Source organism: Microvirga massiliensis, assembly GCF_001006805.1.
In the GTDB taxonomy this organism is placed as follows: domain Bacteria; phylum Pseudomonadota; class Alphaproteobacteria; order Rhizobiales; family Beijerinckiaceae; genus Microvirga; species Microvirga massiliensis.
In genome coordinates, this window is the sequence record NZ_LN811361.1 from 1 (window position 1) to 25194 (window position 25194).

Consider the following 25194-nt stretch of genomic DNA (forward strand, 5'->3'; position numbering starts at 1 on the left):
TCAACCAGAGGACCAGCTGACTCATTACGGAACCACCTTTAAGCCTGAACCGATGACGCTTTTCCGTTTGCGCGTAGGATGTGCATGATCTCCGTGATCCACGGAAGTCGTGCAGCCTTCCATACCCCGATATATCCGGCCAGAAGAAGCAAAGCAGTAAACAGGAAAATCTCCGTCCTCACGGCGAACGCATTGATAGCAATGTTTGTCGTCATAGCGTGAGCGAGCCCAAGCACCATAACCGGGAATAAAGCTACACACCAAGTTAGTCTTGGGGCGAAGCCATACGTTTTGATACTTATTGATATAATCCACAATACAGTAATAAGTTCACCAACAGCCACTCCAAATACAAACATAGATAGTTTTTGGTAAAAGACTACTGCCACAGCACCACAAACGAGAGCCAATGATGAGATGATCGTCGAGGCGAGGATCAGCTTGGTCTCACCAAAAACGAGCGCCAGTGGCTGCGGTAGCGTAATCATATACTTTAAGTAAGCGCTCAGCGCGATACAAGTGATCAGTGTTTGGTCCGGCGCATATTGCTCACCAAAGACGACCCTGATCGCCCAAGGTCCGAAGCATAAGAATGCAATACTGTAGGCAGCAGCAACCGCGCTTAAAGTTATCCCCCAATAATCGATAATCCGCGAGGACACGACTCCGTGACGGCCGTAGCGAAGAAACATTGGCATGTTGACCATACCGAGCATCCGAAGGATGACACCACGTGGCATGAAACCAGCTGTTGAAGATGCGCTGTAGTAGGCGAGCGGCGTCAATCCGAGAAAGGACCCGATGAGAAATCGGTCGCCCATACTCGTAAATGCAAGCGCCACCCCGTTCGGTATCAGAGGGGCCCCAAAGACCAGGGCCTCGCGGGCAATCCCGTGCGACCAGCCAAGGCGCCATGGCTCTCGAGAGTAAAAGCGAGTCAGGATCATGTTAGCGGCTGCTCCAGCAATGATCCCGAACAGCATGCACCGGTAATCATTTACCACAAAGGCAGTACCGATTGTCACTGCGGTCCAGACTATCTGTTCGCTAGTCTTGCTGACCGTGTTTGGTGTGTACACGAAGTCCCTCAACAGCCGCTGAGGTTCGAGGTGTGAGAATCCGCGGATGACTGCTGCCAGTCCAAGTGCAGAAAAACTTACTGCCGCTTCTGGTACTCCGAATAGATGTGCAAGGGGAACGCCGCTTACGGCGAGGATCAGCCCGACGAGGCATGCGCGAACCAAGACTATCGTGTGAAGAGTCGGCAGAGCATTTTGGGAATCCTTATTACCCTGGCGCATCGCGGAGTTCGTGATGCCAATATCGGTGACGAGTTCGGAGACACCCGCAGCTAGAGCCAAGGTGATAGCGAGACCGAACTGATCCGGAGCGATAATACGGGCCAGCGCGATGTTGCGTACGAAGGGCAGCGCTACCGCACTTGCCGCATCGAGCGAGATCATCATCGCGGATCGCGTCTTTTTCTCTTTAGACACTCTATCCATAAAGTCCGGTAGTGACGTGAGCGGGGGTGGATCAGACGGCCTCAGGAATGCCGCCTCACCGACCTTCAATTTGCCGTCAGATCTGTGTCCAGAAGAGGAGTTTTCAAGTTCGTCTCGGTGAAGTTGGGCGAAGGGGGACGTTCGAGAACGGGCCACTCGGCCATTGTTACCAAGCCAGACATTAATGGTGAGAGCCTCAGTTCCCCTCACTAAGCACACGGCAACCAGCTCGCCGCGGAGCTTGAATGCCGGGGAACGGCCATAACCTGCGCGTGAGAGGAGCAAAAACCCACCATAGTCCAATTAGAGTTTGGCCCATCTAAAAGCCCTGGTTAGAGTGTAGATTTCCAAGGTCTTAAGTTGAGTGCCGCACCGCCGATAGGGACCAGGATGGCCCGACAGATGAAGATCACTTTGCTCGCCGGCTAGCACTCCCAGTGAGCTTGGGGAGGAAGTGGCTGGACGCCATTGGCTGAAACAGGGGCTGTCCGGATGCGAGATGTCCTTGGCAGCTGCGACGACCTTCAGGGCAAGGCACGCGGATGGGGCAGTGTGTGCGGGCGGCTGGGGTGGTTCTGGCGGTCTTTGGCTTTGCGCTGGCGCCATGTACGCGCCGCCTCGGCGCTCATACCATCGCGCCGGGCCGACACACCGGTCGGCTCGGGCGAGCAGGCGATCTCGCGGCGCACCACCGAGCTGGTGTGGGCTTGCGGACGGATGGCCAGCCTCAGGACGTCCCTTACCGAGAGGACAATGCGGCACGGCTGCTCGAAGCGTCATGCGTATGCCCCAATGGCCTACTGCACCCGGTCCCAACAACGTTCCGCACCAGACAGAATTAGACTGTCCTAGCTCCCCAGGCATGAGCGTTTCGAGAGGCGCCCTGTGGGAGGCAAAATCGCCACTCTCTATGGATCCTAATGGCCTTAGAGGATCCATCGCGATCGAGAATCCTCCTTGAATACGGCTCAGCCTGCCTACTTTTCGCAGCGTAAAGCGTTAAATCCCGGCAACCGTCAAGGTTGGGGCAGGAGGCAGCATGAAGGTCGTGATTCTGGCCGGTGGCTTTGGAACACGCATCAGCGAAGAGACCCAGGTTCTCCCGAAACCCCTCGTCGAGATCGGCGGCAAGCCGATCCTTTGGCACATCATGAAGCTCTATGCCGCGCATGGTCTGACCGACTTCGTGATCTGCTGCGGCTACAAGGGGCATCTGATCAAGCGTTATTTCAACGATTTTTACATTCAGCACTCGGACGTGACGATCGACCTCGGCACGAACCAGGTGGAGATCCACCGGTCCCCCGCCGAGCCGTGGCGCGTGACGCTGGTCGATACAGGCGAGAGCACCATGACCGGGGGGCGGGTCAGCCGGGTCCGTCATCACATCGGCCGGGAAACCTTCTGCCTTACATACGGCGACGGCGTCTCCGACGTGGATATCACTTCCCTAATCCGGTTCCACCGGGAGCACGGCCGGCTTGCGACCTTGACCGCGGTGCAGCCTCCGGGCCGCTTCGGCGCCTTCACGTTGCACGCAAATGACGCGACAGTTTCGGATTTCACGGAGAAGCCACAGGGTGACGGGGCCTGGATCAACGGCGGATTTTTCGTGCTCGAACCGAAGGTTCTGGACTTCATCGAAGGCGACGACACCATTTTCGAGCAGGAGCCTCTGAGGCGGCTCTCTGCAGAGGACCAATTGAGGGCATACCGCCATACCGGCTTCTGGCAGGCGATGGACACCCTGCGCGACAAGCAGGTCCTTCAGAAAATGTGGGACGAGGGATCACCGCGATGGGCCGTCTGGCGACGGGAAGGGTCTATTGTCAGGTCTCCCGCACCCCATGGCGGCGAAGCCCGGCATGCGACCAACAGGCCGCCAGCCGATCTGAAGCTATCCGGCATCTGAGCGGGCCCGGACCCGCCTCAGTGAAAAGCTCTCGAGCCCAACCAGACATTTCTAGGCGTGCACTGTGATCTATCACGAAACGACATTGCCCGGAGCCTATCTCCTGGAGATTGAGCGACGCGAGGATGAACGAGGATACTTTGCCCGTGTGATGTGCGGCCTCGAGCTCGCATCCCGCGGCCTCGTCGATCATTTCGTCCAGACCAACCACTCCTATAACAAGCGGTCCGGCACGTTGCGCGGCATGCATTACCAGAAACCTCCTCACGAGGAGGTCAAGTTGGTTCGATGCGTCGCCGGCGCCATCTACGATGTTATCGTGGATCTTCGACCGGGCTCTCCCACATATCTGAAATGGGAGGGCTTCGAGCTGACCGCCGAGAACGGACGCGTCCTTTACGTTCCCGAGGGCTTCGCCCACGGCCTCATGGCACTCGAGGATGAAACTCACGTCACCTATCAGGTTTCCTACCCCTACACGCCCGGTGCAGAAAGCGGCTTGCGCTTCGATGATCCAAGCATCGGGATCGTCTGGCCGGGGCCAGTGACGGTGATCTCCGAGAAGGACGCCTCTTGGCCCGATTTCATGCCGGCCCGGACGCTGCAGCCCTCTTCATAAGGGGCTTCAGAACTCTGAAGGGCGCCCTTCCGGTGGACGGCCCACCGCGCCACTTGCCTTTGAGATTTGACCAGATTTCAGGACGAACAAAATGATCATCGTGGACACTGCGCTGGCGCGCAGAGCTGTCGAGGGCAATCCGATCCGCGTCGGCATGGTCGGCGCCGGCTTCATGGCGAAAGGTGTCGCACTCCAGGCCGCGACAGCATCCCCGGGCATTCGGATCGCAGCCATCGCGAACAGGACCTTGTCGAAAGCCAGGACGGCCTATGAGGAGGCGGGACAGAGAGACGTCGCAGAGTGCTCCGATCTCCAGGCGCTGAACGATGCGGTGAGGGATGGTCGGCCGGCGATCACGAGCGACCCCGTTCTCGTAGCCAAGGCCGATGGAATCGACGTGCTCCTCGACGTCACGGGCGCGGTCGAGGACGCCCTCCCACCCGTCCTTGCGGCCATTGCGGCGCGCAAGCACGTTATCCTCATGAATCCGGAACTGGACGGCACGGTCGGCCCAATCCTGAGGGTAAAAGCGGATGACGCCGGCGTGATCTTCACGAATGTCGAGGGCGATCAGCCCGGCGTCATCATGAACCTCTTCCGGTTCGTGAGGGGGCTCGGTATCCGGCCCGTCCTGTGCGGGAACATCAAAGGTCTGCATGATCCTTATCGGAATCCGACCACCCAAGCCGAGTTTGCGCGTCGTTGGGGACAAAATCCCAGTATGGTGACCTCGTTCGCGGACGGCACGAAGATTTCCTTCGAGCAGGCGATCGTGGCGAATGCGACCGGCATGCGCGTGGGCAGGCGCGGCATGTATGGCCCGACCGTCGCTCCCGGAACTCCTATTCAGGAGGTTGCCGACTGCTATCCGGTCAAGGACCTGCTCGAAGGCCCGGGAATTGTCGACTATGTCGTCGGCGCGGCTCCCGGTCCCGGTGTGTTCGTCATCGGGACTATCGAGCATCCACAGCAGCGCCACTATCTGAATTTGTACAAGCTCGGCGAGGGACCGCTCTATACGTTCTATATGCCTTATCACCTCTGCCACTTCGAGGTGCCGACAACGATCGCGCGCGCAGTTCTCTTTGATGACGCCGCGATCGCGCCCGTGGCGCCACGCGTCGATGTCATTACCGCGGCGAAGCGGGATCTGAAGGCCGGTGAGATCCTGGATGGGCTCGGACAATATATGATCTACGGCCTCGCAGAAAATGCAGATGAGACGGCACGTGCCAACCTTCTCCCCATTGGGGTTGCGGTAGGATGTCGGCTGAAACGCGATGTCGCAAGAGATAATGTCCTGACCTACGACGATGTCGAGTTGCCAGCCGGCCGCCTGTGTGACCAGCTGCGGACTGAGCAGGCAGAGTATTTCAAGCTCCCAGTCCGACGCACCATGGCATCATAAGAGTGATCCCAGCTACACCGGCGTGCTGCCTCGCGAATTGTCGCGCGGGATTGGATTCTTTATGCAAAACTGAGCCTTGGCGGCACCGGAAGATGAGCCGGAATAGGCAAGAGCTTTATCCTATGGACTCTCCAGTCCGGCAATTCCTGCTCCTGTATCAATGAGCATCGAGAGTTCCCCAGCCGATCTCCTCCGAGGATACGGACCAATGACGGCAGCGGGATACTCAAGAGGCGGAGCATAGTGCAGAACACACTGCCGCCCGAAATCGCGCATACGTAGCATCCTCTGGTCGACTGCATCCGAGTAGAAGCAGAAATGCTGAGCTCGTTTGAGATCCGGGATGATTGGAAACGCCGGTCGGCGCGGGATGGGCACCGGATCTTCATCGACCACCTAGCAGGGTGAACGGCGGTCTTTCGAAGAGTCGGTTCATCTTGAAACCTGCCGGAGTCATCCATGTAGTACGCAGACCCTGTGCTCGGATCTCGGCTGGGACTCCACTATCCGAGACTGTGCCAAGGCAAAGATCCATGAACACATTCTCAGAACGGGCGCACAAGATCATCATCTGGTGTATCGAGCATGCCCCTGCCTGCAATCTGTCGTTCCTTCGGGCATATAATGCTATTCTAAGAAGTGTTGGAGGACCGCGTCGCGCCACAACATACTTCGGCTCGACGATGCTTTGCGATCTACGCGATCGCATTCCGCAAATGGTTTTCCATTTCGGCGTATGGGAGCCCAACATATCTGCGCTTATCGAGCAGATCCTGTCTCCCGGCGATGCAGTTGCTGATATTGGCGCCAATATCGGATATGTCACCTTATTGGCATCCAAACTTGTCGGTCCTCAAGGAATGGTTGTTGCAATTGAAGCTTCTCCGAAGATCTTCGATCTCCTGGCGGCCAACATTAGCGAAAATAATGTGGGAAACGTTCGCCTGGTACACAAGGCTGTATCAGACGAACCAGGTTTGCTTAACCTGTATGCCGGCCCACCGAGCAATAGAGGACAAACAACGACCTTAGCTTCAAAGGGACTCGATTTCGAAGCCACGGTTGAAGCACTGCCGCTGGATCAAATCCTCACAGAAGAGGAGCGATCGCGGCTCCATCTGATCAAAATGGATATCGAGGGAGCCGAGATTCCCGTCATGCGCCGTTTCCTGGACACCCTCGACCTCTATCCAGATTCCGTGCACCTTATCGTGGAGGTTTCTCCTTCTGAGGAGTGGCCCAGTATGTTCCATCACATGCGTGCTGCAGGGTTCGCAGCTTACTCTATCGAAAATCCATACGAAAGGGAGTGGTATTTGAAGCGGCGGAAACAGCTGACACCCGTGCAGGTCATCAGCGATCTTCCCGGAGAGCAAACAGACATTTTGTTCACGCGCGAACGCCTTCCAACCGTGGAAAGATCCCGCCCTTCGTCCAAGCTGGGTTCCAGGTCTGATTCCCTGTCACAGCCCTGAAAGTAGGCGAAGACCTCCTCCCTTGTACTCATCCGGCATGACTCTGGTCCAACCTGATGCTCAGGGTCGCAACCACGCCGTCCGGCGCATGCCATCGGTTGCAGGCAGTTGGCTCACGCTCGTTGGCTCGAGACCTCTCACGGCCATGCCATTAAGGATTAGCTCAACGGAACGCACACGATCGAAACACGGCGGAGTTTCCTCTGCCGGCATCTCGAGTCCATCATGCAGTAAAAGAAATCTTAATTGCCAAGATAACTGATAAAGCTTGGCATTTGAATGATTTGCCCCGATATCAGAGGCTATATTTTCTGCATCATGATCGGCGTCGTAGCCGTGCACTATACGTGCCGGATCTCCCCGCCGATCAACCGCGCTCCGGATCGGCATGGGCCTGCATCGCGATCGGAGCCTCACCTCTTGATCCCGTGATCGCACGATAGGAGTACACTTCAAGATACCTGACCCGGTAACGCAGGAATGGCTGCTCCACCACGTGGAATGTCACTGTTGCGGCGAGAAGCGTCAGGGGCAACACGAAAAAGAATCCATTCAGGAACGCGTCGACTCCGGGTGTGAAACCCAAAGGGAAGGGTCCGACCTGGAGCAGCAGCGCGATCACGACGAGATGAAGCAGGTAGATCGAGAAGCTGATCTCGCCGACCCATGCCAGGAAACGGGCAAGGAACTTCGACAGCCGTGGCGCGACGTGAAGGTACGAGGCAATGAACAGGCCCCAGCCAGCCCCCTCCGCGGTCGTCCAGAGAATCTTCCAGCCGTCTGGCCAGGACTGGGCTGTTGCCTGGTTGTAGCCGAACAACAGCAGGCTCATGAGGGCGAGTGCGAAGATGCACATCGGCAAAGCGTGCCGCCCATCCCAGGAACGGTAGAATGCCGCGCAGATCATCCCGATCAGGAACTGGTCCATGCGACCGAAGATCGTCCAGTAGGCGATGTCGTTCGGATTGGCACCGTTGTAGACTAGGAGAATACGCAAAGCCACCATCGCGACGATGATCACCACCAAGGCGCGGATTCCATCACGCTGCAGGAGACCTATCAGGAGGGGGAACAGGAGATAAAACTTGAATTCGACGGCGATGGCCCAGAACAGCGTCGTGAACGGGTAAATGTTCGGCACGAACCATAGGTCGACCGGATGCCACAGCGTGAACGGAATGAGGAGGACGCGAGGAAGATCGAGTGGACTTGCAAGATCTGGCCTGGCCAGAGTCCCGAGCAGGAAAACGAAGATCATCAGCGGATAGATGCGGAGGACGCGATTCACCAGGAATGGCGCCGCCCTCACATGGCGATCACCCGCGATATGCGTGAAGATGAATCCGCTCAGGACCATGAAGAGCGCGACGCCCGTGTGCCCCTCGACGATGAACGCGTCGAACGGAGAGGCGACTTCGGTCCAATAATTCTCGCTCGAGGACCCGGACAGCAGGCGTGCCCCAACTCTTTGATGAACATGATGGAAAACGACCAGAAGAGCCGCCAACGCGCGCACATGATCTAGCGCCGGCACATATCCAATGTTCTTGCTCTTCAAAGCATCAAATCCGGAAATGACTCAGGTCACGGCCCTATCCGAGCGCGGAACACCGCACTCCAGCAGCGAAAGTCGCCATGTCTGGCGTCGAAGAACGGCTGTACTAGGGTGGCGTGAAAGTCATTCGTCCTTCCCGGTTCGCCGACTAACGCCCGAGGCGTGTGTTTAGTTTCCCTTTGACACCGAATTGATGGGCAACGTGCTCGTCGTGGCAGCCCGCCATGACGGCCCGCCACGACGTATGCGGGACACTCCCATGGCGAGTCGCACGTACGCGGGACTCCCGAACCAGCGCCGCTCCAACCACCTCTGGTCGCGCCACCGAAGGTACGGCGATGTTTCGCCGTACCATCCTGCCGTCGTTCGGGCTCGCGGCGCTCCGGGCATCCAGGACCTGGGCGACTGCGTAGGATGGATCGCCTCCTGCACCGCTACGGGAGAGCCCTCGGCCCTCCGGCCCCCAGACGAGCCAGGCCCCGGGGGAGAAGCCTGCCGGCGTCGTCGGTTCGGCACACGGGCAGGCAGGCTCCCGCCCTTGAGCCCGGCAAATCTCTCTGGACGGCGGCGGTTCGGGAGGGCATTCCTCGTGGCTCGGATGTCTCCTTCGAATCCCTCCCGCCAACAGAACTCTCCGTCCCGGGGCTCTCCTTTCCGGAGCTTCCCGTATGGGCGGTTCGCGTTTGCCCTTGGCCTCGGCGTGCTCGGTGGCCTTCTCTTCTCCGCCCTGCGGTTGCCGCTCCCCTGGATGCTGGGCTCCATGACGGTCTGCACCATCGGCTCTCTGTTTCGTATGCCGATCGCAGCCCCGAGCCTCGTCCGCCCGCCGATGACCGCGATCATCGGAGTGCTTCTCGGCTCCGGCTTCTCCCCGGCCCTCCTGGGCCATTTGGGAAGCTGGACCATCAGCATGCTGGGCCTCCTGCTGTTCGTAATCGTCGCCGGGGCGGCCTGTGTGCTGTTTCTCCGCAAGGTCGCCCGGCTCGACGTGACGACGGCCTACTTCGCGGCGATGCCGGGCGGGCTCGTGGAAATGGTCATCCTCGGCGAGCAGCGAGGCGGAGATGCCCGGGTCATCGCGCTGATGCATTCCGCGCGGGTTCTCCTCGTGGTCATGACGCTGCCGTTTCTCGTTCAGGCGCTCGCGGGCGCCGGCACCATTGCGCGCAGCCGGATCGGCATCTCCGTTCTCGAAGCCCCCTGGACGAATCACGCATGGCTGATCGGGACCGCGATCGCCGGCGTTGCTCTCGGCCGGCTCCTGCGCCTGCGCGCCGCCTTCCTGCTCGGCCCGATGCTGGCGAGCGCAGCCACCCATCTCGCAGGGTTGACGGATTTCGTGCCCCCTTACGAGATCATCAACCTCGCCCAGCTCGTCCTCGGCACGACGATCGGCTGCAGTTTCGCCGGCACCGCGTTCAGGGAGATTCGGCGCATCTTCGCGATGTCGATCGGCACGACCGTCATCCTGCTCGCGATTACCCTGGTGTTCGCGGTCGTCCTCAACCGGCTGTCGCCGTTCGAGACCACGGCGCTTCTCCTGGCCTACTCCCCTGGCGGCTTGGCCGAGATGAGCCTGATCGCTCTCGCCCTGCAGCTCGAAGTGGCCTTCGTCGCGGCGCACCACATCGTCCGGCTGTTTCTCGTCCTGATCGGGGCGGAGGCCGTCTTCACCGCCCTCGCCCGCCTGCGACGATCGCCGAGCTGATCAACCGAGGCGCAGGCGGTCTGCGCTCTCCCGGGCGGGGACTTTCACGACCGCCTCGCCGTCGAGGACAACCTCGCCGGCCACGGAACACGTGCAAGCCAGGCGGGCGCGGCGGCGCTCTGGAGTCAGTTCAGCAACTTCGACCACGACATCGACCGTATCTCCGATCCGAACCGGAGCGCGGAAATTCAGGGACTGGCTCACATAGACGGCGCCCGGACCGGGCAGCCGCGTGCCGAGGACCGCGGAGATCAGACCGGCCGTATACAGGCCATGGGCAATTCTGGTGCCGAACGGCGTCTTCGCCGCAAAATGCTCCGAAAGATGGATCGGGTTCCGGTCGCCGGTGATTTCCGCAAATCCGACCACGTCCGCTGACGAGATGGTCTTCGAGAGCTTTTCCGACATGCCGACGGAAAGATCCTCGAAATACAAAATCCGCAGTTCTGGCAACATATCCGGGCTCGCTTGAGGGAACGGTCGGTCAGGGGGCAGCGAAGCGCCGATCGTATTCCAGAACCGCATTCAGCAGAACCTGCGCCCCCGCCGCGCACTCGTCGAACGTGGTGCTTTCCGCCTCGTTGTGGCTGAGGCCGCCGGCACAGGGCACGAAGATCATGGTCGTCGGCACGACGCGGGCGATATAGGCCGCGTCGTGCCCCGCCCCCGACACGATGTCCCGCGTCGAAAAACCCGCACGCGCTACGCCCGCCCTGACGGAAGCAATGCACTCGGGATCGAAGCGGACGGCGGGCGAGTCCCAGACCTTGCGGGTGACGAGCTCGAGCCCGATCTCCCCGGCGATTGCCGGAACCGCCTCGTGAAATTCGCGCTCCATGCGTTCCAGAACGGAGTCGTCGGGGTGCCGGAGATCGACGGCCAGGAAGACATGCCCCGGAACGACATTCCTGGAATTCGGGCTCACCTCCATGAGGCCGACCGTCCCGACAGCGGCAGGCGCATGCCGCTTCGCGATGGCATCGACGCGCTCCACGATCCGGGCGGCGCCGAGAAGCGCATTCCGACGCAGATTCATGGGAGTCGATGCATGCGACTCGCTCCCGGTCAGCTCAATCTCGTACCAGCGCATCCCCTGCACGCCGGTGACGATGCCGATCATTTTCTCCTCGGCCTCGAGGATCGGGCCCTGCTCGATGTGCAATTCGAACATCGCGCCGAACGGGACCGATCCGGCCGGTGCATCGCCCCGATAGCCGATGGCCTCGAGCGCGTCGGCGAAGCGAACGCCCTGCCGATCCTCGCGGCTGTCCGCATAGGCGCGGTCGAACACGCCCGCATAGACGCCGGACCCCAGCATCGCGGGTGCGAAGCGGGAGCCCTCCTCGTTCGTCCAGTTGACCAGCAGGAGCGGCGCGTTCGTCTCGTAGCCGAGATCATGGAGCGTGCGCAGCGCTTCCAGCCCGGCGAGCACGCCGAGCACGCCGTCGAACTTGCCGCCTGTGGGCTGGGTATCGAGATGGCTGCCGATGGCGATCGGCACCACGTCGGATCGGCGGCCTGGCCGGTAAGCGAACATGTTTCCGACCTCGTCGACCGTCACCTGACAGCCGAGCGCCTCCACCTGGGCCCGGAACCAGTCCCGGACCTCCCGGTCGAGATCGGTCAGGGTGAGGCGGCAGATCCCGCCCTTGGCCGTGCCACCGATCTGCGCGGTCTCCATGAGGCTGTCCCAGAGGCGCTGGGCATCGATGGTGAGGTTCTGCACGTTTTTCTCCTGATCGATGCCCCGCCCTTTCGAGGGCAGAGTAGCGTGAAAGCACATTTACCCCGGCCGGAAGCTTCGAGCCGAAGCTCCCCCTTCTGCCCCGGAGTGCTGTTCGATCGTCCTATGCCGCAGTCTTGAGAACATCCGCGATAGTGCCCACGAGCTCGTCGATCTGCTCCTTGGAGATGATCAGCGGCGGCGAGAGCGCGATGATGTCGCCGGTCGTGCGGATCAGGACGCCGCGCTCGAAGCACTCGAGGAAGACCGAGAAGGCGCGCTTCGTCGGTTCCCCTTGCATCGGCTCGAGTTCGATGGCGCCGATGAGGCCGATATTGCGCGTGTCGACGACGTGCCGGACGCCCTTGAGGGAGTGGATGGCGTCTTCCCAGTAAGAGGCGAGTTCCGACACCCGCGTCAGCAGCCCCTCGTCGTCATAGGTATCGAGCGTCGCGAGGCCTGCCGCGCAGGCCACCGGGTGCGCCGAATAGGTGTAGCCGTGGAAGAACTCGATCAGGTGCTCGGGGCCCGTCATGAAGGCATCATGGATCTCGCTCTTCACGAAGACCGCGCCCATCGGGATGACGCCGTTCGTAATGCCCTTCGCGGTCGTGATGATATCCGGCGTGACGCCGAAATAATCTGCGGCGAAGGGCTGGCCGAGGCGGCCGAACCCAGTGATCACCTCGTCGAAGATGAGCAGGATGCCGTGCCTGTCGCAGATCTCGCGGAGCCTCTTCAGATAGCCCTTGGGTGGGACGAGCACGCCGGTCGAGCAGGCGACCGGCTCGACGATGACTGCCGCGATCGTCGAGGCATCGTGCAGTGCCACGAGCCGCTCGAGATCGTCCGCAAGTTCCGCGCCGTATTCCGGCTCGCCCCGGGTGAACGTGTTGCGGGCGGGATCATGGGTGTGGCGGATGTGATCGACGCCGCCGAGCAGCGTGCCGAACATCTTGCGGTTCGCCACGATGCCGCCGACCGAGATGCCACCGAAATTCACGCCGTGATAGCCGCGTTCCCGCCCGATCAGGCGCATGCGGGATCCTTCGCCGCGAACACGATGATAGGCGAGCGCGATCTTGAGCGCCGTGTCGACCGATTCCGAGCCCGAATTCGTGAAGAATACATGGTCGATGCCTTCCGGTGTGATCTGGGACAGCCGGTGGGCGAACTCGAAGGCCTTCGGATGGCTCATCTGGAAGGCGGGCGCGTAGTCGAGTTCCGCGACCTGGCGCTGGACGGCCTCGGTGATCTTCGGGCGGCCGTGGCCCGCATTCACGCACCACAGGCCCGCGGTGCCGTCGAGAACGCGGCGGTTGTCGTCCGTGACGTAATGCATGCCCTCCGCGGCCACGAGCATCCGCGGCGCCTTCTTGAACTGCCGGTTGGCCGTGAACGGCATCCAGAAGGCCGCGAGATCGTTCGGGAGGGGGCGGCGCATCTGAACATTCATGACATTCTCCTGGATATCCTGGCAGAGCGGTCGAGCATCCCGCAGCGAGGCCCGTCGCCGGCTTGCGACGGCGGCGCAACCGGCTGCCGGACAAGGGATAGCGGATCGGAGCGTGGCTGGCGAGAGAGGCAGGCCTGCATGAGAACGGTGCGCAGCCGGCTCATTCTCGTGGACGGAAGGCACTTCCGCGGCGGGATCTTGCCCGGCAGCGCCCGACCGAACCCGGCCCACCCAAAATGGGAATCACGAGAACCTAAAGTGCTCCGAGATCGTCCGCGGCCGTATCGTTGAGTTTCGCCTTGATGTTCGCCTTCATGACGGCCAGCACGCGTTCCGCCGTTTCGATGTCCTCGCGGCTCAAGCCCTCGAAGATGGACGCGTTGAGCCTACTGGAAACCTTGACCATATCCTTGAGGACGGCCCTGCCCTGGTCCGTGACGACGACGCGCTTCGCCCGGCGATCGTCGCGGTCCGGCCGACGTTCGACGAAGCCGCTGGCTTCGAGCCGGTCGATCAATCCGCCGAGGGTCACCTTGCCGACTTCGAGCACCTTGGCGAGTTCGGTCTGCAGCATGCCTTCCGGCATCTGCCGGGAGAGTTGGGCTAGCACCCACCACTGGGATCGGGTCAACCCCAACGGCCGCACCTCCTGATCGTACAAGGTGCTCCGCATCCGGGAGACGTCATGGACGAGAAAATTGATGCGGGTGCCCTGCTCTCTCACCTCGTGACGGGCTTCGGCGGGCTTCTCTCGGCGCCTCGCAAGGGTCTTCGTCATTCCGCTTCCGTCACTCTCGGCCCAGACTCTATCCGACATGCCGTCAGTCTACCGCATTGCGTACGGCCATGTCAGACCTCGAAGACGCTCCATCCCTGTTGCAGAGGCCGGCGATGAAGGTGGGCCCGGTTACTCGCCGGCACGAATAGTGCGCTTGCATACGATAAGGATAGCTGCTAATCGACGAGGCATCAACCCGTGGCCTCGGTCGAGCAGAATGCAGCTCGCGCGCTCGCGACCGACAATGCGAGAGCAGGGATGGATTCACTCGGCGCCATCATGGATCCGGCATCGGAAGACCACCGCGCGATCCGCGAGGGAGTGCGCGCGGTTGTGTCCCGCTTCGACGACGAGTACTGGCTCGCGCGAGACGATGACGGCGAGTTTCCCCGTGAATTCCACCGGGCAATGGCCGATGCCGGCTGGCTCGGAATCACGATGCCAGAAGACCTGGGAGGCGCTGGGCTCGGCGTCACCGAAGCGGCCATCATGATGCACGAGGTCGCAAGTCATGGCGGCGGCATGGCCGCCGCGTCGGCCGTCCACATCAACCTGTTCGGCCCCCATCCGATCGTCGTGCATGGAACGCCCGATCAGAAGGCGCGCTGGGTGCCGTCGCTGATCGAAGGCAAGCATCAGTGCTGCTTCGGCTTCACCGAGCCCGATGCCGGCCTGGATACGACGAAGATCAAGACTTTTGCCGAGAAGGTGCCGGGCGGCTATGTCGTGCATGGCCAGAAGGTCTGGACGTCGACCGCGCAGGTCGCGAACAAGATCATGCTGCTGACGCGGACGACCCGGTTCGAGAACGTCTCGCGTCCCACGGACGGGATCACGATCTTCTACACCGATCTCGATCGCTCGAAGATCGAGGTTCGGAAGATTCCCAAGATGGGCCGCAAGGCCGTCGATTCGAACGCGATCTTCATCGATGGGCTGTTCATTCCGGACGAAGACCGCATCGGCGAGGAAGGCAAAGGCTTCGGCTATATCCTGCACAGCCTGAATCCCGAGCGCGTGCTCGTCGCCATGGAGGCGATCGGCATCGGGCAGGACGCGCTGCGCCGCGCCGCGCAATATGCCCGCGAGCGTATCGTCTTCGATCGTCCGATCGGCAAGAACCAGGGCATCCAGCACCCGCTCGCAGAGCGCTGGATGGCTCTCGAAGCGGCCTACCTCATGGCGATGAAAGCAGCCTGGCTCTACGACAACAAGCGACCCTGCGGGGCCGAGGCCAACAGCGCCAAGTTCCTGGGCGCCCGCGCGGGCTATGATTCCTGTCTGCAGGCCGTCATGACGCTGGGCGGCTTCGGCTACGCAAAGGAATATCATGTCGAGCGGCTGCTTCGCGAAGTAACGGTCACGCGGATCGCCCCCATCACCGAGCAGCTCATTCTCTCTTTCATCGCGGAGAAGGTTCTCGATCTGCCGAAATCATACTGAAGCCCGATCATAGTTTCCGGGCACACAGGCTCGTCAATGGACGAGGGTCATGGAGCGCCGGCCCGGTCCATGTCGTTCGAACAGGGAGGTTGACCAGGATGACTCGTCGCTACGTGCGGTCCTTGCAGGATGTGCCCGCCTATCACCCTGCCAATCACACCGGGACCACCAACCGGCGGCTGATCAGTCCCGAGACCGTTGGCGCCCGCCAGATCGAAGTTCTGCACGGGACCATCGAGCCCGGCGATGGCGCCAGCCGTCATGCTCATCCCGGCATCGAACAGGTGTGCTATGTGCTCGACGGTGAGGCCGAAGTCGAGATCAATGGCGAAAGCGCGCGGATCGGGCCAGGGGATTGCTGCTTCTTCCCGGCCGATACGATGCACCGCTTGGTCGTGACGGGTGATCGCCCTCTCAAGGTGCTGGTCATGTATACGCCGCCCTACTGCGAAGACCCCTCCAAGGTCTTGCGCTGACATTCTCTACGAAAAGAATATGAGCTCCCATCCGCTCCCGAGTGTGCTGCAGGATCATGGCTGGAACAGAAGGTGACACATCGAACCGCGCGTCGGGTCCGCTGTCCGGGATGCGCATCATCGACATGACGTCAGTCCTGATGGGACCCTTTGCAACGCAGATGCTCGGCGATTACGGAGCCGACGTGATCAAGGTCGAAAGCCCCGAAGGCGATCTGATGCGGCTCGGGGGCGCGATGCGCAATCCCAAGATGGGCTCGATCTATCTGCAGGCGAACCGCAACAAGCGCAGCATCGTCCTCGATGTGAAGACCGAGGCCGGCCGGAATGCCCTTCTGGAACTCTGCAGAAATGCGGATGCGCTGATCCACAACGTGCGCACCGCTGCGATGGCGCGGCTTCGTCTCTCCTACGAGGACGTCCGCGCCGTCAACGAGGAGATCGTCTATGTGGCGCTCGTCGGATATGGCGAGAACGGTCCCTATGCGGGCAAACCTGCCTATGACGATCTGATTCAGGGGATCTCGGCCATCCCGTCCCTGTTCTCGCAGGGGGGCCGCAGCGAACCGCGCTTCGTTCCCGTCAACATGGCCGACCGCGTCGTCGGCCTCAACGCCGCCCATGCGATCCTGGCGGCCCTCCTGTGCCGGGAGCGGACCGGAAAAGGCCAGAGCGTCGAAGTCCCGATGTTCGAGACGATGACCCAATTCGTCCTGGGCGACCATTTCGGTGGGCTGAGCTTCGATCCGCCGACGGGTCCAGCCGGTTACAACCGGCTCCTCTCGCCCGATCGCCGTCCCTACAAGACCAGGGACGGGTATCTCTGCGTGCTCGTCTATACCGACAAGCAATGGGAGAACTTCTTCCGGGCCATTGGACAATTGGAGGAGTTCCACCGGAACCCACTCTATTCCGACCATGCGACCCGCACGCGCAACTATGACCGGGTTTATGCCGATCTCGCGGCTCATCTCGAGGCTCGCACCACCGAGGAGTGGACGAGGCTTCTAACCGAGAACGACATTCCGTGTGTCCCGGCCTACGATATCGAGCAGCTTCTCGATGATCCGCACATCCAATCGGTCGGGCTGATCCGGGATATGGACCATCCGTCCGAGGGGAGGATCAGAATGGTCGGGCCGCCGTCGCGGTGGAGTCTCACCCAACCGGACATTCGCAGCCATCCGCCGCGGCTCGGAGAGAACACCCGCGAGATCCTCGCTGAGATCGGCCTTTCGGACAGCGAGATCGACGGCATGCTTGCATCCGGCGCAGCGAGAGAAGCATCCTGAGCCCGGCATTCGCGAGGACGATGCGAGAATGAACACGAGCAACCGACCGACTGACCTTCCGGCCTTCCAAATTCCGGACGAGAACCGGCGGGTCCTGCTCGCTAGGCGGCCGCTCGGTATCCCGCAGCCCGACGATTTCGCGATCGAGACTGCCCCGAGGCCGAGCCCGACCCCGGGCACCTTCCTGATCCGGAACATCTACCTGTCGGCCGATCCGGCCCAGCGGGGCTGGGCATCGGCAGAGGCTAACTATTCGGAGCCGGTAGCGATCGGAGGGCCCATGCGCGGCCTCACGGTCGGAATTGTCGTCGATTCGATGGATCCGGAGGTCAGCGTCGGGGAATTTCTCTACGGGCTCTTCGACTGGCAGGATTTCGCGGTTGCGGACCGGTCGAAGATCCTGATGCGCCTCAGGAAACCTCTGCCTCTTCAGGTCTGCACCAATCTTCTCGGGATCAACGGCCTGACCGCTTATCTGGCGCTCACCGAGCTCGGGCGTCCGCAATCCGGAGAAACCCTTCTCGTGTCCACGGCAGCAGGCGCGGTCGGAGGTTTCGTCGGGCAGATCGGCCGGCTGCTCGGGTGCCGCACCATCGGCCTGACAGGTGACGATGCCAAAGTGGAACGGTGCCGCACCCGTTACGGTTACGCCGAAGCCTTCAACTACAAGACGGCGGATCTGAATGCCGTCCTGAACGACGCAGCTCCGCAGGGTATCGACGTCTATTTCGACAACACCGGCGGGCCCATTCTCGATACGGCCCTGCGGCACATGGCGCGTGGCGGGCGCATCGTGCAATGCGGAACGGCTTCTACTGCAAGCTGGAATCCGGTGCCGACGGGTCCCCGGAACGAGCGGGAGGTGCTCACGCGCCGCCTCGTCTGGAGCGGCTTCATCGTGTTCGACTATCTAGATCGCTTCGAGCAGGCGGCGGATAGGCTCGCGGAATGGTATCTCGACGGAAAGATCGTCTCGGACGAGGACATCTCGGAGGGAATCGAGCATGCCCCGGGCGCGATCGCTTCGCTTTACGCCGGCAAGAATGTCGGCAAGAAGCTCATCTATATCGGGCGGTAGATCGCCGATCGCGGCACTTGCGTTCGTGGTTCGTAAAAAATGCGAGATGCGCTGATCTCGTGTGAGTTTTGATCAGCGTTCCTCACAGACAACAAATTCCGTGGTTGTCCTTTGCGCCCTCCTCGTCATCGCGAGTGGGGCGAAGCGATCCAGGAGCGCCTCCGTCGACGGGTAGATTGCTTCGCCTGCGGCTCGCAATGACAGAAGTGCGGTGGAACCGGCAGTGCTCATCCGGCCCTCTTGCCCTCTGCGTCATTGCGAACGAAGTGAAGCAATCTACCCGTCGACAGATGGTTCGACTCGCCCGCGGCTCGCAATGCCGATGTGGGTGCGCGGCAGGCCTGACGACGCCAGACCACAATGACGGCAGTGGGTCCGGCGCTACTCCGGTTCCGGCCCTGCACCTCCCGCCCTCAGACCCTCTTCGTCATTGCGAGCGAAGTGAAGCAATCTACCCGTGAACGGACGCGCTCCTGGATTACTTCGCCTGCGGCTCACAAGGACGGGCCGGAGGCGGCAGTGCATCCTGCCTGATCCGGCGCCGCTCTCAGAAGTGACACGAGCTACTTCATCGGTGATTGCGTTCAGAACCTAGCGCGATCCGGGTCTCTCGTCTTCAGCATCGCTCGTGCTTCCAGTAACGCCTCGAGAATGCGGTGGATTTTCACAACCTTCTCGAGTTCTTTCGCTCTCCTCTCAGATCCTGCTGGCCATCTCGCGCCATGCTGCTTCGAGCACGGCGCGATGCTGTGGCGCTGCGATCGCGATCAAGGCCTCGGCCCGCTCGTGCGCGGACTTTCCGCGGAGATCCGCTGCGCCGTGTTCCGTGCAGATCACGTCAACGTCCGTCCGCGCCAGGGACACCATTTCATCGCCGAACCGGGGCACGATGCGGGATTTCGTGCCTCCGCCATATGACGACGGCAGGGCGATGATGCTGACGCCGCCCTTCGAATGGCGCGCGGCCCGTGCAAAGTCAGGAGCGCCACCCACTCCGCTCACCATCGCCCTGGCCGCGATCTCGAGATTGCACTGACCGAAGAGGTCGACGCTCAAGGCCGAGTTCACCGCGATGAACTTGTCGAGAGCACCGAGAGAGCGTGCGCCATGCGTGCGCTTGCAGTCGAGCACGTTGATGCCGTTGCGGCCGCGGAGCCATTCATAGAGACGATGTGTCCCCACCCAGACGCAGGAGGTCGGCGGAAAGCTCGGGTCGAGCGCACCCGTGGCCGAAAGCGTGATGACGCCGTCGGACAGCATGCCGGAATGCAGCCGCAAGCCTCGCCGGTCATGCAGCAGAGAGAACAGCGCGTTCGGCACCTTCCCGAGCCCCACCTGCAGGGCTGCGCCATCCTCGACGAAGCCGGCGATCCGGGATGCAATTCGGGTCGATTCCTCATTTGAACGCCCCGCATCATAATCCCGGAGCGGTTCATCGACCTCGGCTGCGAGATCTATGCGGTCGAAGGCAATGGCTTCGGAGCCGGGGATTGCAGGAAGTTGGGGATTGACGATTGCGACGACCCGCCGAGCCCGCTCGAAAACGATCGGCGTGAATTCCACCGCCGGTCCGAGTGAGCAAAGTCCGCGCGTATCGGGCGGCGACACGTGAACGATGCAGGTATCGAAGACGGGGCTCTCGTGCAGATGGCGCGTGAAGCCCGAATACGGAACGGGCAGATGCCTGAACTGACCCGACCTTTGAGCCGCCTTGAAGGCAGGCTGCATGAACAGCCCCGTCACGCGCGCGGTGTCGTGGAGATGATCCAGCGAAAGCGGATTGATGCCCGGGATCGCGGTCGTGGTCAGGTCGAGATTGCGTGTCCGCTCGGCGTCTTCCAGGAAAGCCCGGACAAGCCCGATCGGCTCACCGGCGGACCCCGGCAGGTAGATTCTCTGTCCCGGCCCGAGTTCGCTCACGAGCCTGTCGAGCATCACGACCTTTGTCACGGGAACCTCGCCTCGGTGGTGCTGCTATCGCCGGGAATAGGCCTCACTCAGAGCGAGCACCTTCTGCGCCTGCTTGAAATGCGGCATGTCGAGCATTTTCCCGTCGAGTCCGACCGCGCCGGATCCCGATGCAACCTCGAAGGCGGCAATCACACGTCGTGCATAGGCCACATCAGAGGCCGATGGCATGAAGGCGTCGTTGATCACGGCGACCTGATCGGGATGGATCGCAATGCGACCCGTAAAGCCTTCCCGAGCCGCGCTCTCGCACGACGAGCGTAGCCCGTCGCTGTCGCGAAAATCGGCGTAGAGGGTTTCGATAGCCTGGACGTCGATGGACTTCGCAGCCAGGAGACAGGCGGAGCGAACCATCTTATAGGTAAATGCCCAATCGCCATCGGCGCCCCGGTTGGTGCTGGCGCCGATGGCGGCGCTCAGATCCTCGGCGCCCCAGGTCAGCCCGACGAGACGTGGCAAGTCGAAATTCGCGTAGTCGCCGAGCCTGAACGGCGCCTGCGCCGTTTCGGTTGCCACCGGCAGGATCCGGATCGTCGACGCGACATCGTCACGCTTCTCCAGAACGTCGAGATAATGGCTCAATCTCAAGACATCGGCGGGGCCATGAGTCTTTGGAATGACGATTCCGTCGGGGGCGGCTCGGACGACGGCAGCCAGGTCATCGAGGCCGCCTTCGTCGAGAGGGTTGATGCGAACCCACAATTGCGATGCACGCTGCTTCGGATGAGCATTCAGGTATTCGCGCACCATTTCTCGCGCCAGCGGCTTGCGGGGTGCCGCTACTGCATCCTCGAGATCGAGGATCAGGGCATCGGCACCGACGGTGGCTCCCTTTGCGAGCTTCTTCTCGCTGTCGCCCGGCACGAAGAGGAATGAGCGCAGGTTCATTTCGCGGTCTTTTTCAGCTGCAGTCCGGAGCGCTTGCAATGGGCGACGAGCTCGCCCTTCTGATTGTACGCACGGTGCAGGAAGGTGACGATTCCGGCATTGGGCCTCGACCTGCTCTCCCGGAGTTCGATGACTTCGGTTTCAACGCGAATGGTATCACCGTGGAAGAGCGGCTTCGGGAAGCGCACCTCGTCCCAGCCCAGATTCGCGATGGCCGTTCCCAAGGTGGTATCGCCGACCGAGATGCCGACCATGAGCCCGAGCGTGAAGGCGCTGTTGACGATCCGCTGCCCGTATTCCGTGTTCTCGCGGCAATATTCCTCGTCGAGATGCAACAGCGCCGGGTTGTGAGTAAGCGCCGTGAACCAGACATTGTCGGCTTCCGTGATCGTCCGGCGGATCGAATGCTGGAAGACTTGGCCGACATGGAGCTCGTCGAAGAACAGCCCTGGCAAAACATCTCTCCTTAATAAACCCGAATCGCTCCGGAGGAGCATCTCCGGAGCAGTCCGTCGAATCGTGGTCAGGCGCTACTTGCGCTCGATCTTGGCGACCTCGACGATCTCGACCCAACGCTTTGCATCCTGCTCCACGAAGGCCGCGAGTTCGCTCGGGCTGGTCGGGAACGGATCGGAGCCGATTTGATCGATGAACGCAATCATCTCGGGCTTGTGCAGGACCTTGTTGAGCGCCTCGTTCAGGCGCGTGACGATCGGCGCAGGTGTACCGGCAGGCGCAAAAGCCGCGACCCAGGCTGAGATGTCGAAGTCAGGGACACCGAGTTCCGCGACCGTCGGCACGTTCGGCAAGGTCTTGACGCGCTTGGAACCCGTTACCGCGAAGACCTTGAACTTCCGCTCGGCGATCATGCCGAGCGCGCTTGCGGGATCGGGAAAGAAAATATCGATCCTGCCTCCGATGAGATCCGTGAGAGCCTGCGGCGTACCCCGATAGGGCACGTTCACCATGTCGAACCCGAGTCGTGACTTCAGCATTTCGCCGGAGGCCCGGCCGCCGGTGTTTCCGCTTCCATACGACAAGGGCTGCTTGGATTCCTTGGCGAGCCTGATGAAGTCGGCGAAGTCATCTGCCGGGAGATCCGGTCGCGCCGCGAGAATGTAGGAGATCTTGATGATGCCGCCGATCGGACTGAAGTCGGTCTTCGGATTGTACGGGAGCTCGCGATAGATGCTCGGATTCGCCGTATGGGTGGTGTTGGTGGTGATGAAGAGCGTGTAGCCGTCTGGCTGCGCAGAGGCGACGGCACGCGCCGCAACGATCCCATCCGCACCGGCCTTGTTCTCGACGACGAAGCCCTGCCCGAGTTCCGCCTGAAGACCCTCGGCGACCTTGCGCGCAACCGCGTCGGTTGCGCTGCCGGCCGGAAACGGCACGACCAGGGTCACCGGACGCTGCGGATAGGTTTCGGCCTCGGCTTTCGTTTGCGCGATCCACCCGAAGCCGCAGAACAATGCGGCCAGGAGTACAGCCTTCATCCTGTAAGTGCCCATCGATTTCCTCCCAAATCGTTGACGCTAGGCGGCGGCTCGCTGCGCAAGTCGCGCCAATGTTTCAGGCGTCGTCTGGCAGCATGCGCCGTGCACCCCGCGTCAAGCAAGGCGCACTAGCATCCGTATCGTATGTTTGCTTACTATACGTGTCTAGCCCAAATTTGCGCGCCTGGAGAGCTTTGCCAACGGCGCACTGGCCAGCGCCGAGGCCCGGTTCCACGGGAGCGGTCGGCTTACGTCAGCACTTGCAATTGGCGGGCAACGGATCAGCCCCGGGGAGCTGATGCCGCCAAGCAGCCTTTTGGGAGCCCTCGCAACATGTCACATCGCCCCTCATCGATCAGAATCGATGAGGTCGATCCAAGCATCCTTAAAGATACTTGGATCATGGAATCCACTCGGTGAGAATTGATGTCGCCCTTGCGAGCCTCGCCATCGATCCGCGCGAGTCAGCTCGGCAAGAACCGATCAAAGCTGCGTGATTGAGCGGCGTCCGGCGGATGGCGCTTCCATCTCGATGGATACTTTCCCGAAGATGAAGGGATCAGCAATCTGAAGCAGCAAAAGGGGCAGCAATGCCGCCCCTTTTGCTCGTAATCTCGACCAGTACGGATTACCTTGAGCGCTACAACAGAGCAAATGCCACCGCTCTGCTGCGGCTCGTCCTAGGCGTCTTTCTCCCTTAACTTCGAGCCACTCCGAAGCGCAGCAGGCTTCTTCTTGTCTCATCCGGCCTGGATGGCGTCCTCGGAGGAGATCTCCCACCGTATTGTCGTGCTGGGCTGCCGCGCCGCGTGACCATGGGGCACCTCTATCGGTTGAACCCTTACAACGTCTGTCGGAAACCCGACACATTGACGAAAATGTTCGGGCGAAAGCTTGGCCGGATCGGGCTTGGCCAAGCTCTTGGGGATCTCTTGGGGATCGTGCAGCCCCAGCGCAGCCTCCCTGATTGGCCGTCTGTCGCAACCGGACCAGGGCAGGAATTGGACGCCTCGGGCGAGTTCACCGAGTCGCAGGCCGCAGTCGCCCAGCCCGAGGGCACAGCCCTGATTCCACGCCGGCTCTCCAGCCGATCCGTGGCACTCCGTCCAAGCAACACACAGGAACTCTGATCGATCTTCGGCAGTTCATGAAAGGTCTTGCTCGACAGCGCCGCACCTAACGTCTGCGCTGATTCTCGAGCTGCTCTTCTCATTTCTGGAGATGATGATGCGTATCGCGCAGGTTGCTCCTTTGGCTGAAGCAGTCCCGCCCAAGCTTTATGGGGGTACGGAGCGTGTCGTTTCGTGGCTTACGGAGGAACTCGTTCGGCAGGGCCATACGGTGACGCTCTTCGCCAGCGGGGATTCGGAAACGACAGCCAACCTCGTGGCCTGTTCGCCGCAGGGGCTGCGCCTTGCCGGCCAGCGCGATCACACGGCGAGCCATCTCGTGATGCTCGATCGGGTCCGTCGCCGCGCCGGCGAGTTCGATATCATCCATTTCCATATCGACCTGTTGCAATATCCGCTGTTCCAGGACTTGGCTCATAAATGCGTCACGACCCTGCATGGCCGCCTTGACTTGCCCGACTTTCATCCCGCTTACGAGGCCTTCGGCTATATGCCGCTGATCTCGATCTCCGACAGTCAGCGGGCCCCCATGCCGCCTCAGAGCAACTGGCTTGCCACGGTGCATCATGGGCTCGGACCGGATTGTTGCTCCTTCCAGGCCGGGGGCGGCGAATACCTCGCTTTCCTTGGCCGGATTTCGGTGGAGAAGCGCCCGGACCGGGCGATCGAAATCGCCAAGCGCGCCGGCATGCCGCTCAAGATCGCTGCCAAGGTCGACAAGGCCGATCAGGGCTATTTCAACGAAGAAATCCGCCCGCTGCTCGATCACCCTCTTATCGAGTTCATCGGGGAGATCGATGAGAGCCAGAAATGCGCGTTCCTCGGAAACGCGTGCGCCCTTCTCTTCCCGATCGACTGGCCGGAACCTTTCGGGCTCGTCATGATCGAAGCCATGGCAGCCGGCACACCTGTGATTGCCTGGCGCAACGGGTCGGTTCCGGAAGTGATCGAGGATGGCGTGTCCGGCGCCATCGTCGAATCCATGGAGGATGCCGTCGCTGCCGTGAAACGGGTATCGGCACTGCCGCGCGAACTCGTCCGTCGCGCCTTCGAGCGGCGCTTTACGGCAACGCGAATGGCGGCCGACTACGTCTCGGCCTATGAGGCTCTGCTGGCTCGCAACATTTCGTCGCAAAGGCTCCGGCTGGTCGCAGCCGAGTGAGGCGCGTGTCGGGCTGGCGCTGGCCGAAGCCGTGACCTGGGGTGGGTCAGGGATGGGCGCCCGGAAAGACCGGAGCGGGTGAGGCCCCGTCGTGCCGGGTGCCTGCGCTCGAGCCGACCGAC

Annotated in this window: 20 protein-coding genes; 10 read left to right on the forward strand and 10 right to left on the reverse strand. The window is 61.4% G+C overall.

Annotated elements, in window-relative coordinates:
- Nucleotides 1-38: 38 nt before the first annotated feature.
- Nucleotides 39-1466, reverse strand: coding sequence for an oligosaccharide flippase family protein (locus BN1233_RS29650; RefSeq protein ID WP_046867287.1), 1428 nt, complete (start codon nt 1464-1466; stop codon nt 39-41).
- A 1078-nt stretch (nt 1467-2544) separates the two neighbouring features.
- On the opposite strand from BN1233_RS29650, the gene rfbF reads away from it, so the two are divergent.
- The 4 genes from rfbF to BN1233_RS29670 all read left to right on the forward strand — a co-directional run bounded on the left by rfbF (nt 2545) and on the right by BN1233_RS29670 (nt 6919).
- Nucleotides 2545-3417, forward strand: coding sequence for a glucose-1-phosphate cytidylyltransferase (rfbF, locus tag BN1233_RS29655; RefSeq protein ID WP_063776667.1), 873 nt, complete (start codon nt 2545-2547; stop codon nt 3415-3417).
- Nucleotides 3418-3481: 64 nt separating this feature from the next.
- Nucleotides 3482-4036: a dTDP-4-dehydrorhamnose 3,5-epimerase gene (rfbC, locus tag BN1233_RS29660; RefSeq protein WP_046867288.1), complete on the forward strand. Its 555-nt coding sequence runs from the start codon at nt 3482-3484 to the stop codon at nt 4034-4036.
- Between the two features lie 91 nt (nt 4037-4127).
- The gene (locus tag BN1233_RS29665; RefSeq protein WP_046867289.1) at nt 4128-5444 is read left to right on the forward strand and encodes an NAD(P)H-dependent oxidoreductase; all 1317 of its coding nucleotides are present in this window, start codon (nt 4128-4130) and stop codon (nt 5442-5444) included.
- A 533-nt stretch (nt 5445-5977) separates the two neighbouring features.
- Nucleotides 5978-6919, forward strand: a complete 942-nt coding sequence (locus tag BN1233_RS29670) for an FkbM family methyltransferase (RefSeq protein WP_082145731.1) — start codon at nt 5978-5980, stop codon at nt 6917-6919.
- Nucleotides 6920-7286: 367 nt separating this feature from the next.
- Here the strand turns inward: BN1233_RS29670 and BN1233_RS29675 are convergent, their stop codons facing one another.
- Entirely contained in the window at nt 7287-8477 is a 1191-nt protein-coding gene (locus BN1233_RS29675) for an acyltransferase family protein (RefSeq protein ID WP_046867290.1), read from the reverse strand.
- Nucleotides 8478-9072: 595 nt separating this feature from the next.
- Here BN1233_RS29675 and BN1233_RS29680 point away from each other — a divergent pair.
- Nucleotides 9073-10182, forward strand: coding sequence for an AbrB family transcriptional regulator (locus tag BN1233_RS29680; protein ID WP_048708642.1), 1110 nt, complete (start codon nt 9073-9075; stop codon nt 10180-10182).
- Here BN1233_RS29680 and croR read toward each other — a convergent pair whose 3' ends face one another.
- The 4 genes from croR to BN1233_RS29700 all read right to left on the reverse strand — a co-directional run bounded on the left by croR (nt 10183) and on the right by BN1233_RS29700 (nt 14139).
- Entirely contained in the window at nt 10183-10638 is a 456-nt protein-coding gene (gene croR, locus BN1233_RS29685) for a 3-hydroxybutyryl-CoA dehydratase (protein ID WP_046867291.1), read from the reverse strand.
- 28 nt (nt 10639-10666) lie between these two features.
- Nucleotides 10667-11908 (reverse strand): M20 family metallo-hydrolase, encoded by a 1242-nt coding sequence (locus BN1233_RS29690; protein WP_244470802.1) that lies wholly within the window; start codon nt 11906-11908, stop codon nt 10667-10669.
- Between the two features lie 121 nt (nt 11909-12029).
- Complete coding sequence (gene aptA / locus BN1233_RS29695) at nt 12030-13361, reverse strand: omega-aminotransferase AptA (protein ID WP_046867293.1); 1332 nt, start codon at nt 13359-13361, stop codon at nt 12030-12032.
- 253 nt (nt 13362-13614) lie between these two features.
- Entirely contained in the window at nt 13615-14139 is a 525-nt protein-coding gene (locus BN1233_RS29700) for a MarR family winged helix-turn-helix transcriptional regulator (protein ID WP_046867294.1), read from the reverse strand.
- A 258-nt stretch (nt 14140-14397) separates the two neighbouring features.
- Between BN1233_RS29700 and BN1233_RS29705 the strand changes: the two genes are divergently transcribed.
- The 4 genes from BN1233_RS29705 to BN1233_RS29720 all read left to right on the forward strand — a co-directional run bounded on the left by BN1233_RS29705 (nt 14398) and on the right by BN1233_RS29720 (nt 18428).
- A complete protein-coding gene (locus tag BN1233_RS29705) occupies nt 14398-15582 on the forward strand; it encodes an acyl-CoA dehydrogenase family protein (protein WP_425311755.1) in 1185 nt (394 codons plus the stop codon).
- Nucleotides 15583-15680: 98 nt separating this feature from the next.
- Complete coding sequence (locus tag BN1233_RS29710) at nt 15681-16058, forward strand: cupin domain-containing protein (RefSeq protein WP_046867295.1); 378 nt, start codon at nt 15681-15683, stop codon at nt 16056-16058.
- 56 nt (nt 16059-16114) lie between these two features.
- A complete protein-coding gene (locus BN1233_RS29715) occupies nt 16115-17350 on the forward strand; it encodes a CaiB/BaiF CoA transferase family protein (RefSeq protein WP_046867296.1) in 1236 nt (411 codons plus the stop codon).
- A gap of 28 nt (nt 17351-17378) precedes the next feature.
- The gene (locus BN1233_RS29720; protein WP_048708649.1) at nt 17379-18428 is read left to right on the forward strand and encodes an NADP-dependent oxidoreductase; all 1050 of its coding nucleotides are present in this window, start codon (nt 17379-17381) and stop codon (nt 18426-18428) included.
- Between the two features lie 696 nt (nt 18429-19124).
- On the opposite strand, the gene BN1233_RS29725 is transcribed toward BN1233_RS29720, so the two are convergent.
- The 4 genes from BN1233_RS29725 to BN1233_RS29740 form a co-directional block, all read right to left on the reverse strand.
- Entirely contained in the window at nt 19125-20378 is a 1254-nt protein-coding gene (locus BN1233_RS29725) for an acetyl-CoA hydrolase/transferase family protein (protein ID WP_197094568.1), read from the reverse strand.
- Nucleotides 20379-20402: 24 nt separating this feature from the next.
- A complete protein-coding gene (locus BN1233_RS29730; RefSeq protein ID WP_046867297.1) occupies nt 20403-21284 on the reverse strand; it encodes an HpcH/HpaI aldolase/citrate lyase family protein in 882 nt (293 codons plus the stop codon).
- Entirely contained in the window at nt 21281-21739 is a 459-nt protein-coding gene (locus tag BN1233_RS29735) for a MaoC family dehydratase (protein WP_046867298.1), read from the reverse strand. Before BN1233_RS29735 ends, BN1233_RS29730 begins: the two co-directional genes overlap by 4 nt.
- A 75-nt stretch (nt 21740-21814) precedes the next feature.
- Nucleotides 21815-22795, reverse strand: a complete 981-nt coding sequence (locus tag BN1233_RS29740; RefSeq protein ID WP_046867299.1) for a Bug family tripartite tricarboxylate transporter substrate binding protein — start codon at nt 22793-22795, stop codon at nt 21815-21817.
- A 1212-nt stretch (nt 22796-24007) separates the two neighbouring features.
- Between BN1233_RS29740 and BN1233_RS29750 the strand changes: the two genes are divergently transcribed.
- Complete coding sequence (locus BN1233_RS29750; RefSeq protein WP_046867301.1) at nt 24008-25072, forward strand: glycosyltransferase family 4 protein; 1065 nt, start codon at nt 24008-24010, stop codon at nt 25070-25072.
- Nucleotides 25073-25194 lie beyond the last annotated feature (122 nt).

Bases quoted from the DNA above. Each gene is read 5' to 3' on its own strand.
- BN1233_RS29650 (WP_046867287.1), bottom strand. From the start codon at position 1,466: ATGATGATCTCGCTCGATGCGGCAAGTGCGGTAGCGCTGCCCTTCGTA.
- rfbF (WP_063776667.1), top strand. From the start codon at position 2,545: ATGAAGGTCGTGATTCTGGCCGGTGGCTTTGGAACACGCATCAGCGAA.
- BN1233_RS29665 (WP_046867289.1), top strand. From the start codon at position 4,128: ATGATCATCGTGGACACTGCGCTGGCGCGCAGAGCTGTCGAGGGCAAT.
- BN1233_RS29670 (WP_082145731.1), top strand. From the start codon at position 5,978: ATGAACACATTCTCAGAACGGGCGCACAAGATCATCATCTGGTGTATC.
- BN1233_RS29680 (WP_048708642.1), top strand. From the start codon at position 9,073: ATGTCTCCTTCGAATCCCTCCCGCCAACAGAACTCTCCGTCCCGGGGC.
- croR (WP_046867291.1), bottom strand. From the start codon at position 10,638: ATGTTGCCAGAACTGCGGATTTTGTATTTCGAGGATCTTTCCGTCGGC.
- aptA (WP_046867293.1), bottom strand. From the start codon at position 13,361: ATGAATGTTCAGATGCGCCGCCCCCTCCCGAACGATCTCGCGGCCTTC.
- BN1233_RS29700 (WP_046867294.1), bottom strand. From the start codon at position 14,139: ATGACGAAGACCCTTGCGAGGCGCCGAGAGAAGCCCGCCGAAGCCCGT.
- BN1233_RS29705 (WP_425311755.1), top strand. From the start codon at position 14,398: ATGGATTCACTCGGCGCCATCATGGATCCGGCATCGGAAGACCACCGC.
- BN1233_RS29710 (WP_046867295.1), top strand. From the start codon at position 15,681: ATGACTCGTCGCTACGTGCGGTCCTTGCAGGATGTGCCCGCCTATCAC.
- BN1233_RS29715 (WP_046867296.1), top strand. From the start codon at position 16,115: ATGGCTGGAACAGAAGGTGACACATCGAACCGCGCGTCGGGTCCGCTG.
- BN1233_RS29720 (WP_048708649.1), top strand. From the start codon at position 17,379: ATGAACACGAGCAACCGACCGACTGACCTTCCGGCCTTCCAAATTCCG.
- BN1233_RS29730 (WP_046867297.1), bottom strand. From the start codon at position 21,284: ATGAACCTGCGCTCATTCCTCTTCGTGCCGGGCGACAGCGAGAAGAAG.
- BN1233_RS29740 (WP_046867299.1), bottom strand. From the start codon at position 22,795: ATGGGCACTTACAGGATGAAGGCTGTACTCCTGGCCGCATTGTTCTGC.
- BN1233_RS29750 (WP_046867301.1), top strand. From the start codon at position 24,008: ATGCGTATCGCGCAGGTTGCTCCTTTGGCTGAAGCAGTCCCGCCCAAG.